Origin of the sequence: Prevotella sp. khp7 (genome assembly GCF_900109055.1) — a bacterium.
Taxonomy (GTDB): Bacteria; Bacteroidota; Bacteroidia; order Bacteroidales; family Bacteroidaceae; genus Prevotella.
This window is the reverse complement of record NZ_FOIV01000002.1, coordinates 550,887-568,066: the sequence shown is the minus strand read 5'-3', so window position 1 is coordinate 568,066 and position 17,180 is coordinate 550,887. Positions and strand designations below refer to the sequence as shown.

The 17,180-nt window shown below is 48.3% G+C and carries 12 protein-coding genes; 9 read left to right on the top strand and 3 right to left on the bottom strand.

Features of this window, described 5'->3' with window-relative positions; all coding sequences use genetic code 11:
- Positions 1 to 5: 5 nt before the first annotated feature.
- Positions 6 to 1,241, top strand: a complete 1,236-nt coding sequence (locus tag BMX82_RS05950) for an LL-diaminopimelate aminotransferase (protein ID WP_036914125.1) — start codon at positions 6 to 8, stop codon at positions 1,239 to 1,241.
- 11 nt (positions 1,242 to 1,252) lie between these two features.
- On the top strand, positions 1,253 to 3,469 hold the full coding sequence (locus BMX82_RS05945; RefSeq protein WP_036914128.1) for a glutamine synthetase III family protein: 2,217 nt from the start codon (positions 1,253 to 1,255) through the stop codon (positions 3,467 to 3,469).
- A 405-nt stretch (positions 3,470 to 3,874) separates the two neighbouring features.
- On the opposite strand, the gene BMX82_RS12885 is transcribed toward BMX82_RS05945, so the two are convergent.
- On the bottom strand, positions 3,875 to 4,078 hold the full coding sequence (locus BMX82_RS12885; protein WP_143058328.1) for a hypothetical protein: 204 nt from the start codon (positions 4,076 to 4,078) through the stop codon (positions 3,875 to 3,877).
- On the opposite strand from BMX82_RS12885, the gene BMX82_RS05940 reads away from it, so the two are divergent.
- Genes BMX82_RS05940 through BMX82_RS05930 form a run of 3 tightly spaced genes read left to right on the top strand, consistent with a single transcriptional unit; the run spans position 4,065 to position 7,119 of the window.
- Positions 4,065 to 6,179 carry a TonB-dependent receptor gene (locus BMX82_RS05940; protein ID WP_091766933.1) on the top strand — a complete coding sequence of 705 codons (2,115 nt, stop codon included), beginning with the start codon at positions 4,065 to 4,067 and terminating at the stop codon, positions 6,177 to 6,179. The two genes, BMX82_RS12885 and BMX82_RS05940, sit on opposite strands and share 14 nt — an antisense overlap.
- A 31-nt stretch (positions 6,180 to 6,210) precedes the next feature.
- On the top strand, positions 6,211 to 6,630 hold the full coding sequence (locus tag BMX82_RS05935; protein WP_091766931.1) for a hypothetical protein: 420 nt from the start codon (positions 6,211 to 6,213) through the stop codon (positions 6,628 to 6,630).
- A gap of 12 nt (positions 6,631 to 6,642) precedes the next feature.
- On the top strand, positions 6,643 to 7,119 hold the full coding sequence (locus BMX82_RS05930) for a DUF4625 domain-containing protein (protein ID WP_091766929.1): 477 nt from the start codon (positions 6,643 to 6,645) through the stop codon (positions 7,117 to 7,119).
- A gap of 4 nt (positions 7,120 to 7,123) precedes the next feature.
- Here the strand turns inward: BMX82_RS05930 and BMX82_RS05925 are convergent, their stop codons facing one another.
- Positions 7,124 to 8,425: an MFS transporter gene (locus BMX82_RS05925; protein ID WP_091766927.1), complete on the bottom strand. Its 1,302-nt coding sequence runs from the start codon at positions 8,423 to 8,425 to the stop codon at positions 7,124 to 7,126.
- Positions 8,426 to 8,460: 35 nt separating this feature from the next.
- Positions 8,461 to 9,486: a LacI family DNA-binding transcriptional regulator gene (locus BMX82_RS05920; protein ID WP_036914139.1), complete on the bottom strand. Its 1,026-nt coding sequence runs from the start codon at positions 9,484 to 9,486 to the stop codon at positions 8,461 to 8,463.
- A gap of 270 nt (positions 9,487 to 9,756) precedes the next feature.
- Here BMX82_RS05920 and BMX82_RS05915 point away from each other — a divergent pair, with 270 nt between their 5' ends.
- The 4 genes from BMX82_RS05915 to BMX82_RS05900 are packed head-to-tail and all read left to right on the top strand — an operon-like array spanning position 9,757 to position 17,163.
- A complete protein-coding gene (locus tag BMX82_RS05915) occupies positions 9,757 to 12,936 on the top strand; it encodes a SusC/RagA family TonB-linked outer membrane protein (protein WP_091766924.1) in 3,180 nt (1,059 codons plus the stop codon).
- A gap of 23 nt (positions 12,937 to 12,959) precedes the next feature.
- Positions 12,960 to 14,570, top strand: coding sequence for a RagB/SusD family nutrient uptake outer membrane protein (locus BMX82_RS05910; RefSeq protein WP_091766920.1), 1,611 nt, complete (start codon positions 12,960 to 12,962; stop codon positions 14,568 to 14,570).
- A gap of 24 nt (positions 14,571 to 14,594) precedes the next feature.
- Positions 14,595 to 15,779 (top strand): SusE domain-containing protein, encoded by a 1,185-nt coding sequence (locus BMX82_RS05905; RefSeq protein WP_091766917.1) that lies wholly within the window; start codon positions 14,595 to 14,597, stop codon positions 15,777 to 15,779.
- Positions 15,780 to 15,795: 16 nt separating this feature from the next.
- Entirely contained in the window at positions 15,796 to 17,163 is a 1,368-nt protein-coding gene (locus BMX82_RS05900; RefSeq protein WP_091766913.1) for an Outer membrane protein SusF domain-containing protein, read from the top strand.
- Positions 17,164 to 17,180: the final 17 nt, after the last annotated feature.

The window sequence follows — 17,180 nt, the reverse complement described above, 5'->3', positions numbered from 1 at the left end:
CACATATGGCATTAGTAAACGAACATTTTCTGAAACTGCCAAACAACTATCTGTTTGCAGACATTGCCAAGAAAGTAAATGCTTTCAAGGTGATGCATCCAAAGGCAGACGTTATTTCGCTTGGTATCGGCGATGTAACACAACCACTCTGTCCCGCTGTTGTAGAAGCCATGCACAAGGCTGCCGACGAAATGGGAACTGCCGACGGCTTCAGAGGCTATGGTCCGGAACAAGGCTATGACTTTCTGCGTGAAGCCATCCTGAAGAACGACTTCCTGCCTCGTGGCATCCACCTTGACATTGACGAGATTTTCATTAACGACGGAGCAAAGAGCGATACTGGCAACATCCAGGAACTCATCCGCTGGGATAACTCCATCGGCGTCACAGACCCTATCTATCCCGTATATATCGACTCGAATGTCATGATAGGCCGTGCAGGAACGGTAGAGAATGGCAAATGGTCGAACGTGATTTACATGCCTTGTACGGCTGAGAACGGCTTCGTGCCCCAGATTCCCGACCGTCGCGTTGATGTTATCTACCTGTGTTATCCGAACAACCCCACAGGTATGGTCATCACAAAGAAAGAATTGCGCAAGTGGGTGAACTATGCCCTGAAGAACGATACGCTCATTTTCTATGATGCCGCTTATCAAGCTTATATTCAGGACGACGACATCCCGCACTCCATCTATGAGATACGTGGTGCCCGCCGTTGTGCTATCGAGTTCCACTCATACTCGAAGACTGCCGGTTTCACGGGCATCCGCTGTGGCTACACCGTAGTGCCTAAAGACCTGACAGCCTCAACACTTACGGGCGAGCGTATTCCCTTAAACCCATTGTGGTACCGTCGTCAATGTACGAAGTTCAATGGTACCAGCTATATTAGTCAGCGTGCAGCCGAAGCCATCTATACCCCTGACGGCAAAGAACAGGTAAAAGCCACCATCGACTACTATATGCAGAACGCCCACAAGATGCTCAGCACTCTTCGCGCATTGGGCTTTGAGGTATATGGCGGCGAGAATGCGCCCTACATCTGGATGCGCACTCCTGACAGTAGCGGCTCATGGCAATTTTTCGAGAATCTGCTCTATGGAGCCAACGTAGTCTGCACCCCTGGTGTCGGTTTTGGACCCGCCGGTGAAGGTTATGTAAGGTTTACCGCTTTCGGAAGTCATGAAAAGACGGAAGAGGCATTACAGAGAATAGAAAACTGGACAAAATCACATTAAAACTACACATTATGGAAACATTAAGATTTCAGGTTGTCGGTGAGGCTTTCAAGAAAAAGCCACTCGACGTAAAAACACCAAGTGAAAGACCAGCAAAGTTCTTCGGAAGCAAGGTCTTTAACCGTGAGAAGATGTACAAGTACCTGCCCAAGGACGTCTATGAGAAGATGATTGACGTAATGGACAATGGTGCACGTCTGGATCGTAAGATTGCCGACGCCGTGGCTGAAGGTATGAAGCAATGGGCCACCGAAAACGGCGTTACACACTATACACACTGGTTCCAACCTCTGACTGAAGGCACCGCCGAGAAGCACGACTCATTCATTGAGCACGACGGCAAGGGCGGTATGGTTGAGGAGTTCACCGGCAAACTGCTCGTTCAGCAGGAGCCTGATGCCTCTTCATTCCCCTCAGGCGGTATCCGTTCAACCTTTGAGGCTCGCGGATATTCTGCATGGGACCCCACAAGTCCTGTATTCATTATCGAAGACACTCTTTGTATCCCTACCGTATTTATTTCCTATAGCGGTGAGGCACTAGACTATAAAGCACCTTTGCTCCGTGCCCTTCATGCTGTTAACGTGGCTGCTACTGATGTTTGCCATTATTTCGACCCCAGCGTGAAGAAAGTTACTTCAAACCTCGGATGGGAACAGGAATACTTCCTGGTTGACGAAGGACTATACGCTGCCCGTCCCGACCTGCTGCTGACAGGCCGTACGCTGATGGGACACGACTCTGCTAAGAACCAGCAGATGGATGACCACTATTTCGGCTCCATCCCCGAGCGCGTGGCTGCTTTCATGCGTGAGTTGGAGATAGAAGCTCTTGAATTGGGTATTCCTTGCAAGACACGTCACAACGAGGTTGCACCTAACCAGTTCGAATTGGCACCTATCTTCGAAGAGACTAATTTGGCTGTTGACCACAATATGCTGCTCATGTCTGTCATGAAGAAAGTGGCTCGCAAGCACGGTTTCCGTGTTCTGCTCCATGAGAAACCTTTCGCAGGTATCAATGGTAGCGGTAAGCACAACAACTGGAGCCTGAGCACCGACAACGGCATTCTTCTTCACGCACCAGGTAAGACCCCCGAGCAGAACTTGCGCTTCGCAACCTTCATCGTTGAGACTCTGATGGGTGTATACAAGCACAACGGACTGCTGAAGGCTTCTATCATGAGTGCTACCAACGCTCATCGTCTGGGCGCCAACGAGGCTCCTCCTGCCATCATATCTTCTTTCTTGGGTCGTCAGGTAAGTGAGTTGCTCGACCATATTGAGAAGGCTGATCAGGACGACATCCTCGCCATGGCGGGCAAGCAGGGTATGAAGATGGACATCCCCGAGATTCCAGAACTGCTCATTGACAATACCGATCGTAACCGCACATCGCCTTTCGCTTTTACCGGTAACCGTTTCGAATTCCGTGCCGTAGGTTCTGAGGCCAACTGCGCCAGTGCGATGATTGCACTTAACTCTGCTGTTGCCGAGGCTCTCATCTCGTTCAAGAAACGCGTTGATGCCCGCATCCCTGAACTTACCAAGAAACTCGAGGGCACAGGACACAGCGCCACTTTCCATGCCATCATTGATGTGCTGCGTGATGATATCAAGGCCTGCAAGCCTATCCGTTTCGACGGCAACGGTTACTCCGACGAGTGGGTCGCTGAGGCAGAAAAACGCGGACTCGATGTTGAGAAGTCTTGCCCGAAGATCTTTGAGCGTTACCTTGACAAGGAGAGCATCGAGATGTTTGAGAGTCTGGGCGTGATGACCAAGAAAGAGCTCGAGGCCCGCAACGAGGTGAAGTGGGAGACCTACACTAAGAAAATTCAAATTGAGGCTCGCGTATTGGGAGACCTCTCAATGAACCATATCATCCCTGTAGCCACACGTTATCAGAGTGCGCTGCTGAAGAACGTTGATAGTGTCTCAACAGTCTTTTCTGTTGAAAAGGCAGAGAAGCTGAACGCACGCAACCTGAAGATTATCGAGGAGATTGCCGAGCGTACCAGCACCATAGAGAAGGGTGTTGAGGAACTTGTCAATGCTCGTAAACTGGCCAACAAGATTGAGGGCGAATATGATAAAGCCATCGCCTATCACGATAAGGTTGAGCCGAAGCTCGATGAAATCCGCTATCAGATAGATAAGTTGGAGCTCATCGTTGATGACAGTCTCTGGCCATTACCAAAATATCGCGAACTACTCTTCATCCGATAGTATTCAACATTTTGGTTGTTTGAAACTTGCAGTAAACCCGATGCAGTGATTGCATCGGGTTTATGTTATATACCTATTTAATGTTATTTTGAAGAGAGAATTTGGTGAAAAAAGAAAAAAGCACTACCTTTGCAGCCGTGAACTTGAAAACAAAACGACATATTGCCTCGTGGATACTATTGGCGGTTTTCCTGCCAATGCTAGTTTTCTCGTCACTTCATATTCATGAGGGCAGTGCCTCAACGGCTGAGACTGAGTGTGCCGATTGCATACATCATAGCTGTCATGGCCACATGACGACTATGTCCCATTGGGCGCACGACTGCGTATTATGCCAGTTTCTTTCCCTCACTTTTATTGCTACTGCCGCTGTCTGTCTTATTATTTTAAATAATGTGGTCAGCGTCAGAATCGATGCTCGGCAACACCATGTCTGTGTTGCCTACAGCGGCATCGTTGGCCTACGGGCTCCTCCTGCTTTCTCCATTTAGCATCAGAAGGGAAACTGACATCCAACAAAGGATGCCAGCAGTAGTTCTTGCTTAGGCAAGCGGCATAGCCGATTCTTATTAACACTAGAAATGGAGACAGAATCATGACATTATCCATTCTGGCTGCGGCACTGATGGTGTGCGTGGCCGATAATCAGAGCCAGATAGCTCCAGAGGATACGACAGTGGTGCTGAGAGGCGTGACTGTAAGCGGACAGCGACAGCGTGACTATCAGATGCGCTCGTCGCAGTCGGCAGTGCAGGTAAGCCACGACTACCTGCAGCAGCATTTCTCGGGTTCGCTAATGCAGACTTTGGAAGGCATTCCCGGTGTAAAGGCGATGGCCATCGGCTCAGGACAGTCGAAGCCAACAATACGCGGGCTAGGCTATAATCGTATGGTAGTGAGTGAGGACGGTATCAAGCACGAAGGACAGCAGTGGGGCGACGACCATGGGCTGGAGATAGACCAATTTGCGGTAGATCGCGCAGAGGTCATCAAAGGTCCGGCAGCACTACTCTATGGCAGCGATGCCATCGGCGGCGTCCTTAGCCTCTACACCAACCATATGCCCACAGAGCCCTTAAGCGGCAGCGTGCAGTTTTTCGGGCGCTCGAACAATGAACAACTGGGGGTGACGGCGAAGTTTGGCGGACACCGAGGGAACTGGTTCTTCCGCGCCGGTGCTACACTCATCGATTATGCCGACTACCGTGTACCAACTGACAGTATTCAGTATTACAGCTACTGGATTCGTCTGAAAGACCGCCGACTTCGAAATACCGCTGGGTGCGAGCGCGACGGCAGCGTGATGATAGGCTATGCAGGCTACCGTTTCCATACAGACATACGCATCAGCGACTCGTATTCAAAGAGCGGTTTCTTTGCTAATGCCCATGGTCTGGAGGTTCGTCTCTCAGACATCGATTACGACAGCTCGCGACGTGACGTGGACCTGCCCTATCAGTGGGTAAATCATCTGAAAGTGCTTAGCCATACCTCATGGCAGGGCGACCGTCTGCGTTGGGAAGCAAATCTAGCGTGGCAGAACAACCATCGCGAAGAACTAAGCGAACCCGTGAGTCATGGTTATATGCCAAAGCCCAACGGCACATTGGAACGCCGCTTCGTGAAGAATACACTGACAGCCAACATCGGCATGCATTTCGAATTGAGCAAGCATCATGAGTTAAGCATGGGTATGAACGGTGAGTATCAACACAACCGACGCGGCGGCTGGGGCTTTATCATCCCCGACTTCGAAACGGCTAGCATAGGTGTTTACGCGATGGACTGCTACACCATCAACGAACGGCTGAAGCTGAACGCTGGTGTCAGACTTGACCATGCCAATACTCATATCAGCAGCTATCACGACTGGTTCCTCACGCCGACAGTCAATAGTGACTCTGTCTATAAGGAGCGCTCAGCCGATATAGACCGGCGTTTCACGAGTCTTACCTGGTCGGCAGGTATCAACTACGCCGTAGGCCAATGGATACTGAAAGCCAATGTGGGTAAGAGTTTCCGCGTGCCCATCCCCAAGGAATTGGGAGCAGACGGGGTAAACTATCACATTTTCCGTTACGAGCGTGGCAATGCCGATCTTGACCCTGAGGAGAGCTACCAGATTGACATGGGCATCCATTGGGACAACGACGTGGTATGTCTACAGGTGGATCCCTACGTGAACTACTTCCCTAACTACATCTACCTGAACCCAACGGCTCAGTATGTGGAAGGGCTTCAACTCTACCACTACACCCAGGCCCGTGTGCTACGCTATGGTGTAGAGGCACAGGCGACATGGGTCATCAACCGCCACTGGGAGAGTGAGCTGAAAGGCGAGTACCTCTATGCCGAGCAACTCTCGGGACAGAAGAAAGGCTATACGCTACCCTTCAGTACACCATGGTCGGTGGATGCAGACGTGAAATATTCGTTCCAATGGCATGGCAATACCTTCGTGGACTTGAACGCCCACATTGTAGGAGCGCAGCACGAAATAGTGCCGCCCGAGAAACCTACCGACGGTCATTGGACGCTGAATCTCTCGGCAGGCAAGCAGATTTCCTTACATGGTTGCAAGTTCAATATCGCCCTGCACGCTGACAACCTGCTCAATCGCCGATATTACGACCACACCAGCTATTACCGCCTTATTGACGTACCCGAACCCGGGCGTAATGTCTCACTAATGGTGGGGCTGGAGTTCTAAACATTCATCCATTAAATAAAAGTATACAACAATGAAAAAGATTATCAATATGAGCCTTATGATGGCTCTCTTCACAGTACTCACTCTCTGTTTCACCGCATGCAGCAACGATGATGACGACAAGTTGCCAGCACCCCAGATTACTCTTAATGAAGCAAACATCGAAGGTGACATCCTCTGCGTTCAGGCCGACGTCATAGCTAAAGGTCGTACATCAGCCATCTTGCTCACCATTACAGGCAAGGACGGGAGTACCAAAGTCACATACCCTGTGACTGATAACAAATATATAGGTGTTCTCAATATTGACGGCTTCCACGTACACGTCGATATCAACGGAAAGAACGTCGAGGAGGGTGACCTGCTCAAGATGACCGTCACAGATGCCGAAGGACAATCAGTTACTGCTCAGAAGGACATCACGGCTGAGGAGGAAGATGAAGACGAATAATAATTACACGATATGAAACGAAACACTATCTATTCCATCATGCTGCTGTGCGCACTCAGTGCGTGCAGCGGCAGCGATGACGAGGAGCAGAAAGACATGCAGCAGCCCGTCATCAGCGAACAGGGAATTACCGCCAACCCTATTGACTGCCAGCAGTATCACCGCGGCGACGTTATTCCCTTTCATTATGTTATGACCGACGACCAAGAGCTGGGTGCTTACAATATCGAGATTCACAACAACTTCGACCACCATACCCACAGCACCACCGCCACCGAATGTCCCATGGATGCGCAGAAAGACCCAAAGAATCCATGGGTCTATAACCGAGACTTCTCCATTCCTTCTGGTCAGCGCACTTACGATGCCCGCCATGATATCCAGATTCCCACCGATATCGACCCTGGCGACTATCACTTTATGATTCGCCTCACCGATCGCGCTGGTTGGCAACAGCTCCATGCCGTGGCCATCAAGATTGTAGAGTAGATTACTATTTCTTATCCTTAATCACAAAGACACAGGCAGAAGCAATCAGAAAACAGATACCTGCAACAATCATCATTGTAGACTGGTGGTGACCAACAAGCGAGAGGAGGACTCCACCACAGAGAGCGGCCACAATCTGTGGAATACATATGGTTCCATTGAAAAGACCGAGATAAGCTCCCATATGCCCGTATCCTTGTAAAGCATTCGTCACAAAAGTGAAAGGCATAGCGAGCATAGCAGCCCAAGCACAGCCAATCATCAAGAACGGAATAAACTGCATGTATTGATTGTGAATATAAGGTACCAAACAGAAGCCAACAGCACCAATAACGAGACTAACGGAATAGGCCACCTTCGTATTCTTGAACTGAGGCAGAAGCACAGCCCATAGCACAGAACCAACAGCCTGAACAGCGAAAAGGATACCCGTCCAGTTACCAGCCTCTTGGAATGCCTCACTCGAAGCATCTGTCGTATTCCAAACAACCTCTGCAATAGAACCTGTGGTATAATTCCACATATACAGCATAGCCGCCCAAGAAAAGAACTGCACCAATCCAACTTTCCAAAACGTAGAAGGAGCATTCTTCAATAGACTAATCCAACTAGCACTATCTTCTTTCTCTTCAGAAACCGGATTATACTCCGCATAATCCTGCGGATTCCATTCCTTGACTTTGGAAGTCGTATAAATGACACAAAGGATAAGAATAGCGGCACCTATATAGAACGACCAAATAACAGAGTCTGGCACAACGCCCTTCTCGGCCACATTGCTAATGCCGATAAATGTAAACACGAATGGGAACACATAGCCCATCACCGAACCTGCGTTACAAAGAAAAGACTGTATTGAATAAGCTTTGGCTTTCTGTTTCTCGTTAACCATATCACCCACTAGCATTTTAAAAGGCTGCATAGCCATATTGATACTCGTATCAAGAAACATCAGGGCAATCAGTCCGAAAATCATAGCCGCTCCTATAGTCAGGCCAAGAGAGCCGGAATTAGGCAACAAACACATGACCAATACAGCGACAGCAGCACCTATAAATAAATAAGGTATACGTCGGCCAAAACGTGTCCAGGTTCTATCGCTCAGAGTACCGACTATGGGCTGTACAAGAATACCCATCAACGGAGGCAATATCCAGAAATAACTCAGATTATGAGGGTCTGCACCTAACGTAGCAAAGATACGTGAGATGTTCGCACTTTGCAGAGCATAAGCTATCTGCACACCAAAAAATCCAAAACTCAGATTCCACAGTTTCCAAAAGGACAAATCGGGTTTAACTTTCATATTATATTTAGTTTTTTAGTTATCTAACAATGATTTTAGCGAGTTGTACCGCGGATGACAAGTCGAGTACGAACAACACGTTTCTCTACCTTATCCAACGGCAAGAGACCTTCAACCTTATCCATAAGAATCCCAACAGCTTCCTCTCCCACGCGATGTCCTCGTTGCTCTACTGTCGTTAACATGGGGTCACAAGCCACCGCACGTTGCCCATTAGTAAATCCGCAAATAGAAATATCCTCTGGTACCCTGAAACCTGCATGTTTTGCTGTATATAGAACACCAATGGCCGTATCATCATTAACAGCAAAGAAACCATCGGGACGATTATCCATGGCAAGAATCTCAGGCGTCATAACTTCGGCCTCACCACGGTTATCACATACTCGGATAATTGACTCGTCAACTTTCATTCCATGTTTCAATAGCGCATCCTTGTAACCATTAAAACGATTCTTGGAAATCTCCAACTGCATTGGACCTCCATAGAACGCAATACGTTTACATCCCGTTTCTATTAGATGAGTCACAGCATTATAGGCTCCCATATAGTCATCAACCACCACACGACTGGCATTAACACCTGTACAAATACGATCGTAGAACACCAAAGGGATACCAGCATCCAACAGTCTTTGGTAATGATCATAGTTTTTCGTATCCTTGGCCTGAGAAACAATAACCCCACACACCTTATAGCGAAGGAAATTCTCACAAATATAAGCCTCACGTTCATACTGTTCGCCACTGAGAGCCACCATGATGCGATAGCCACGCAATGCCGCGGATTCTTCAATGCCTGTCAGAATTGAAGAAAAATAATAATGTGTAAACTCTGGCACGATGACACCTATCACTCGTTGGGGCATCACCCTACTATGGCGCAAGGCTTCACCAATGGCATTAGGATAGAAATTATGTTCACGAGCATATTGCTGAATAACTCGCCGCCGCTCTTCACTGATACGAGGCGAATCCTTCAACGCACGCGAAACCGTCGCTACAGAAACTCCGAATTCTTTAGCGATGTCCTTCATTGTCATCGGAATCTTTTCTTCCATTGGTTTTTAATTATGAAGATGCGTTTGCAAAGATAGTGCAATTCGTGATAATAACCAAATTTTAGTATATATTTAAATAAGTACACTCGTATGCAAACGTTTGCGCGGCTCTTTCGCATCTTTTTAAGCAAAAAAAGTACAACGTATTGAAAGAAAAACTAACTTTGCACCATAAACCACTGACAGACGTCAATTTACGATAAATTAAAACCAAGCCCAACAAGCTTAAGACAATATAACATATAACAAAAATAACTCTAATTAAAAGTAATGATGAAGCAGGTAAACATTCAGTTTCCGCTTAGGATGCTTGCCCTTTTATTCGGGCTATTCCTATCGGTAGGCGCCTTTGCTCAGATTGATGTCAAAGGCCATGTGAAAGATGCTACAGGCGAACCCATTATCGGTGCAACAGTACGCGTTGACGGCACTCAGACCGCTACCGTGACTGATTTCGATGGTAACTTCGTCTTGAAAGCCAATCAAGATGCAAACATTACCGTCACCTATATCGGCTACCAGCCACAGACGGTAAAGGCAGCTCCTACTGTAGAAGTAATTCTGCAAGACGATGCCGCAGTGCTCAATGAGGTTGTGGTTATCGGTTATGGTGCAGTGAAGAAGAGTGACTTGACAGGTTCTGTTGCCGCACTCAAGCCAGATGCCAAGAATAAGGGTCTTGTGGTTAACCCACAGGACATGTTATCCGGAAAGGTGGCTGGTGTGAACATCGTCACCAACGATGGTGCTCCTGGTGCAGGTGCACAGATTCGTGTCCGTGGCGGCTCTTCACTGAATGCCTCAAACGACCCATTGATTGTTATTGACGGTTTGGCAATGGACAACGAAGGTGTCAAAGGTTTGTCCAATGCATTGTCAATGATTAATCCGCAGGATATCGAGTCATTCAACGTTCTGAAGGATGCTTCCGCTACAGCTATCTACGGTAGCCGTGGATCTAATGGTGTAATCATTATCACCACAAAGAAGGGACGTAATGGTATGAAGCCCACCGTGACCTACAGTGGCTCCATGACTGTCAGCGCCAAGAAAAGCACGATTGATGTGATGAATGGCGACGAGTATCGTGATTTTATCAAGAATATGTATGGCGTAAGAAATGCCGATGGACAGTTCCTTACAAATGCCGAAGGTCAATATGTAGATACTGACGGGAATACTATTCTGCCTATTTATGCATTAGGTACCGCCAATACTGATTGGCAGAACGAAATTTATCGTACCGCTGTCAGCCATGATCATAATGTAACTATTGCTGGTGCTCTGAAAAATTTGCCATACCGTGCTTCTGTGGGCTACACCGATCAGGAGGGTATTTTGAAGACGACTGATTTCCAGCGTGTGACAGCAGCCCTGAACCTGAATCCTTCTTTCATGGACAATCACTTGACCATGAATCTTAATGCAAAGGGAATGTATGCCAAGACAAGATATGCCGAGATGGCCGCTATCAGTTCTGCTGTATTTTTTGACCCGACTCAGAGTCCTTACGGATTTACGTCACAGTATCATAAGGATTTGCTGGGTGACAAGCTGGATCAGACCTTAAGAAACTTCAATGGATACTTCCAGTGGCCCGTAGCTGCTGACTATGACAAGGATACGACATGGCCTTACACCGTTAATGGCGTAGCCAGCATGCCAAACCCATTGTCATTGTTATATGGTCGCAATGAGCATGCTAACAGCCGTTCGTTCATCGGTAGTGCTGACATCGACTATAAAGTCCATGGCTTTGAGGATCTGCGCCTGCACTTGACTCTTGGTGCTGACGTCTCAGAAGGTAAGCAGTATAGAAACGAGCAGCCTTGGTATCCAAAGTCTATCTATTATGGAAACTGGGGAGATGAGAAGATTCTGAAGCGTAACCTTCAGTTGTCAACCTATGCCCAATATTATCATGACTTCAATGATCAGCTTAAGAATCATGTTGATGTGATGGCTGGTTATGAATGGCAACACTTCTGGCGTGATGAGAAGAGTGACTATTGTGGATACTATCCTTCAACTAGTCCAAGATGGATAGATCCAATGTCAATCAATCCGGAAACAAATATGCCTTATGGCAATGCCGTCAACGAACGTCCTCATACGCCATATCATTTCCGTACCGACAGCTATCTGGTATCATTCTTCGGACGTGCCAATTATTCTCTGTTAGACCGCTACATGTTGACCTTTACACTCCGTAATGATGGTTCTTCTCGTTTCAAGGAACATTGGGCATTGTTCCCATCGCTGGCTTTGGCATGGAAAATCAACGAAGAGCCTTTCCTGAAGAATGTGGAGGCCCTGAGTGATCTCAAACTCCGTCTGAGCTATGGTAAGACAGGTCAGCAGGCTGGTGCCGTTCCCGACTACAGCTGGATTGCTACCTATACCAAGAACAAGGGTACCGACAGCTACTATCCAGTAGCGGGAGACGGTTTACTTTACCGTCCAGACAACTACACACCAGAGTTGAAGTGGGAGACAACGACCACCTACAATATCGGTCTTGACTGGGGATTGTTCAACCAGCGTCTGACAGGAACAGTTGATGTATACTATCGCAAGACGACAGACCTTCTGAACTATGCTCCTACACTGGCACTCTCTGCATATCGTAACCAGAGTTGGCAGAACATCGGCTCACTGGAGAACAAGGGTATTGAAGCTACCATCAGTTGGAAGGCGATCCAGAACAAAGATTTCTATTGGACAATTGATTACAACTTCACATATAACCATAATGAGATTACCGACCTGAACGGTGTGTCAAGTGATGGTTCTCCCGTTCCACAGACCAAAGACGTGAAGATCGGTGTAGACCGTTATCTCGAGTATCAGCAGGTGGGTCACCCCATCAACTCATTCCTGGTATTCCAGCAGGCATACGATCAGAATGGAAAGCCCATTGAGAACGCTGTTGTAGACCGTAATGGTGATGGTATTATTACACAGGCCGACAAGTACTTCTATAAGAGCCCGGCACCTCCCGTAACCATGGGTCTTGCCTCTCGTATGGAATATAAGGATTGGGACTTCGGATTCTCTCTCCGTGCCAGCATTGGTAACTATGTGTACAACAATATTGAGCAGGGAATGGCCAACGTAAGCCCGACAGAGGTATGGAAGAGTTCGCTGCTTTATATGAACAACTATACACATGAGGCTATTGGCCGTAACTGGCAGACATACCAGATTACGTCACAGCTCTCTGACTTCTACGTGCACAATGCTTCGTTCCTGAAGTGTGATAATATCACTCTCGGCTATAGCTTCAGCGATCTCTTCAAGAAACTGAACGGCCGTGTTTACGGAACAGTCAGCAACGTGTTTACAATCACCAAATACAAAGGGCTTGATCCTGAGGTAGCTAACGGCTTTGACAGCAACATGTATCCGCGTCCTATCTCATTCATCCTTGGTGTCAATTTGAGTCTTTAATTTACCATTAAGAAAATAAGACAATGAAAAAGTTTATCAAGAATATAATGCCTATCGCAGCAGGCCTTGCACTTGTATTTGGCGCCACATCATGTGTCAAGGACCTCGATGTTGATCCACTGGATCCCAACATGTCTACAGAGGTCAGCGCAGAAGGTCTGTTCAACAAGTGCTATGCAAACATAGCTATGGCCGGCAACGGCGGTGCTAACGGCGACTGTGATATTGACGGTATCGATGGCGGTACATCAGGTTTCATTCGCCAGATGTGGAATTCAAACGAATTACCTACCGATGAGGCTATCAATGGCTGGGGTGATGATGGTATCGAACAATCTTGCTTCAACACATACGACGAGTCTCACCCCATGCTGAATGGATATTTTGCACGTCTGACAACAGGTATTACCTATTGTAACCAGTATCTGAATATCGCAGCCGACTATGATGCTACGATGACTGCCGAGGTTCGTTTCCTTCGTGCTTTGGACTATTATCTGTTGATGGATGCTTTCGGACGCGTTCCTTTCTCTGAGACACTAGCCAAGCCAGTTATCATGAGCCGTCAGGAGATTTATAGCTGGCTGGAGGAGGAACTCCTCACGAATATCGAGCCTAACCTTTCTGCCGCAGCACCCAAGAAGTCCTCAGATAGCGGATACGGCCGTGTTGATAAGGCTGCAGCCTGGATTCTGCTCTCACGTCTATATCTGAATGCAGAGGTCTACACAGGTACCGCACAGTGGGCAAAGGCTGCCGAGTACGCCAAGAAGGTGATTGACTCTGCTTACAAGTTGAATACCACATCTGTTAACGGATGGTCTGCTTACCAGATGCTCTTTATGGGCGACAATGGTGAGAGCGCAGCTTCTGTAGAAGCAATTTTCCCCATTCTCCAGGATGGTCTGACCACCACATCATGGGGTACCTCTCAGTTCCTGTGTGCAGGAAGCTTTGACAGCGACATGCATGCTAACCCCAATGATCCTAATGGTACAAACGGCCTGTCAGGTCAGGTATGGGGCGGTAACCGCACCCGTCCAAGTCTGATTCAGAAGTTCTTCCCGAATCTGGATGCACCTCAGGTACCTTCATATGAGATGGTAGTTGCTGCAGGCGATGATCGTGCCATCTTTGATGGTGTTGGCCGTGAATTGAACAATCTTGACCGTGCCACCTTTAAGAACGGCTATGCAGTTGCCAAGTTCATCAACTACAAGTCTGATGGAAGTTCTGGTCACGATGCTACTTTTATGGATGCAGATTTCTTCTTCCTCCGTGCTGCTGAAGCCTATCTTGCCTATGCAGAAGCTCTGACCCGTGCTAATGGTGGCAAAGCAACAGCTGAAGCTGTTAATGCTATCAATGCCGTTCGTGCTCGTGCTCATGCTACACAAAAGACAAGTTATTCACTGGATGATATTCTTGATGAGTGGGCTCGTGAGTTCTACTTCGAGGGCCGTCGCCGTGTAGACCTGATCCGCTTCGGTAAGTTTGGCGGAAACTCTGACTATAAGTGGCAATGGAAGGGTGGTACATATGCTGGTCGTAATTTTGACACATACCGCAACATCTATGCTATTCCCGCATCACAGTTGCCTACTTACGACAATGTGCAGAATCCTGGATACTAATCAATAATAGAAAGGAAATAGTTTATGAAGAATATATTCAAGTCATCATTACTGCTCTTATGCGGTGCGTATCTGTTTGCTTCATGCGCAGACGATAATGACTCAAATCCAACGCTGACCGTACCGGCAACGTTCTCCCTGAACACACCGGCCTATTCGGCTTTTAACGTAGATCTGAAGACCTCTTCTGGTCTGAACTTCACATGGTCACAGCCTGACTATGGCGGATTCCCTGTTGCTGCTCAGTATCAGATGGCATTCTCTCTCTCTGATAGCTTCACGACATCTGTCGCAGAAGTCGAGGCAGATGAGACAGGAACAGCAGTTGCAGACTATGTGATTCTAGATCAGGTTTACAATGGCTGCAGTGGTACAGTAGATGCCGCTCAGTTGGCAAAAGGTCTTGTCCAACTAGCCGGATGGAATGAGAATTCTGTACCAGCAAGCACAACAGTCTATGCTCGTCTGGCTGCCGAAACACCAGGCGCTCCCACCGTTTACTCTAACACAGTAACCATCAACGTCATACCCTTCTATGTTGCTCTGAAGGAGGCAGCACCTGAACTCTGGTATCTTGTTGGCGAGTGTGTTGGTGACGGCTCTTGGAATAACTCTGTTGGTGGCATCGGCACAGCAATCTTCCCGCTGATGACACTTGCTGACGAGAGCTACGACAAGGCAACAGGTCAGGGTGTGATTGCCTTCACTGGCTGGTTCCCTGGAGGCAAGGGCTTCAAGCTCATCAAGACTCCTGGTGACTGGAATGAACAGTGGGGAGCAGGCGATGCCGGCTACGTGAAGAACGATGGCGGTTCAGGAAATATCACCGTTCCTTCTGACGGTTACTACACTGTGAAGCTCGACACCAAGAATAATGTTCTGACCATTGAGCCATACGACGGTGCACCTCGTGCATTCACCACAATGGGTATACCTGGCGGATACAACGGCTGGGATGTCAACGCAAACCTGATGAACGCCTTCAACACCTATGGTGGCGAGAACCACGCATGGACAGCTACTTTCGACGCCAGTGAGGCTGGAGAACTGAAGTTCGCTGCCGATGGCGCTTGGGACTTCAACTGGGGTACTGATTCATTCCCCTACGGACAGGGTACTCAGGGCGGAGCCAACATTCCTTACAAGGAAGGCAGCTACACTGTATTCCTGAACGACATCACAGGTCAGTTCATGTTTGTTGAAAAATAAAAAACATCTTTGAAGTATGAAAAAGTTATTGTCAATGATTGGTATCGCCTTGCTGATGACAGGCTGTACCGACGATTATAAAGACTGGGCCGACCCTATCACCAACGGACCTGAGGAAGCCCTCAACGTAGGCATCAGCGTCAGCCCCACAAGTGCCGTCGACTTTGCCACTTATACCAACGAGACCGTACAATTGTTCAATGCCTCTGTTACGGGCTTGGAAATTGTTGACGGCGCAGACGAAGGTGTAGAGGCCATGTATAGCGCCGAAATCACCAACGAGGACGGCAGCAGGTCGATTCCTCTTGAGGTTAACGGTAACGGCTACGTGAGCACCACCGAACTTGAGAGTGCCGTCAATAACCTCTGGGGACGCCGCCCAGTAGCACGTACCATACCTGTAAACGTCGTAGGTCTGGTTGACATCAACGGTACAACAATCGCGGCAACAGGCAGCACCACCCTCACCGCAACACCCAACGCGCCAATAATTGAGGACGCTTACTACATCACAGGTACAGTGAACGGCTGGAACAACAGCAACACGGATTATGAATTGTCAAACGGTGGCGCCGATGCCTATGAGAATCCCGTATTTACGGTGCTGATTCCCGGAAGCGTGGTAACAGGCGACATCGAGTTCAAAGTTACGCCGAAGTCTGGTCTCGGCGGTGACTGGAGCAAGTGTCTCACCGCGTCTGAGACCGAGGGGTCTTTCGCCACTGATAATGCTGGTGGGAATCTCAAAGTGGCTTACGTTGAGGGCGCCAAGTTCTATCGCATTCAGTTCGACATGATGAATCAAACATGGACCTCAACGGCACTCAAATTCGGTGAGTTCTTCTATGAGATTGGTAACGAAGGCGGTTGGGGCATCAGCCATGCTCTTTATGGCGCTGACGGCGATGGTAAATACACTGGATTCTATTATCTCGACGGCGAGTTCAAGTTCAAGCCCAATGCCGACAACTGGGACGACGACCTTGAGTATGTAGACGGCACGACCACAAATGGTACGCTGACCTCTTCTGGCGGTCCTAACTGCCCAGACCCAGGTGCAGGTTTCTACAAAATCGACCTCGATGCAGCCAGCCTCAGTTACAACCTCACTAAGATTGAGAGCGTCAGCCTCATCGGTGGGTTCAACGACTGGAGCGGCGATGTAGAGATGACTTACAACACTGCCGATGGCTGCTGGGAGGTAACAACCGACGCTGTGTCAGGTGAGTTCAAGTTCCGTGCTAACCACGACTGGGGTATCAACTGGGGTGGCGATGTAAACGCTCTGACTCAGGACGGTGCGAACCTCAATATTACAGCTGGCACACACACCTTCAAGCTCTACCTCTCTTACAACGGAGCCCACAAGGTAACCATCAAGTAATTCCCCGAGCATATTCG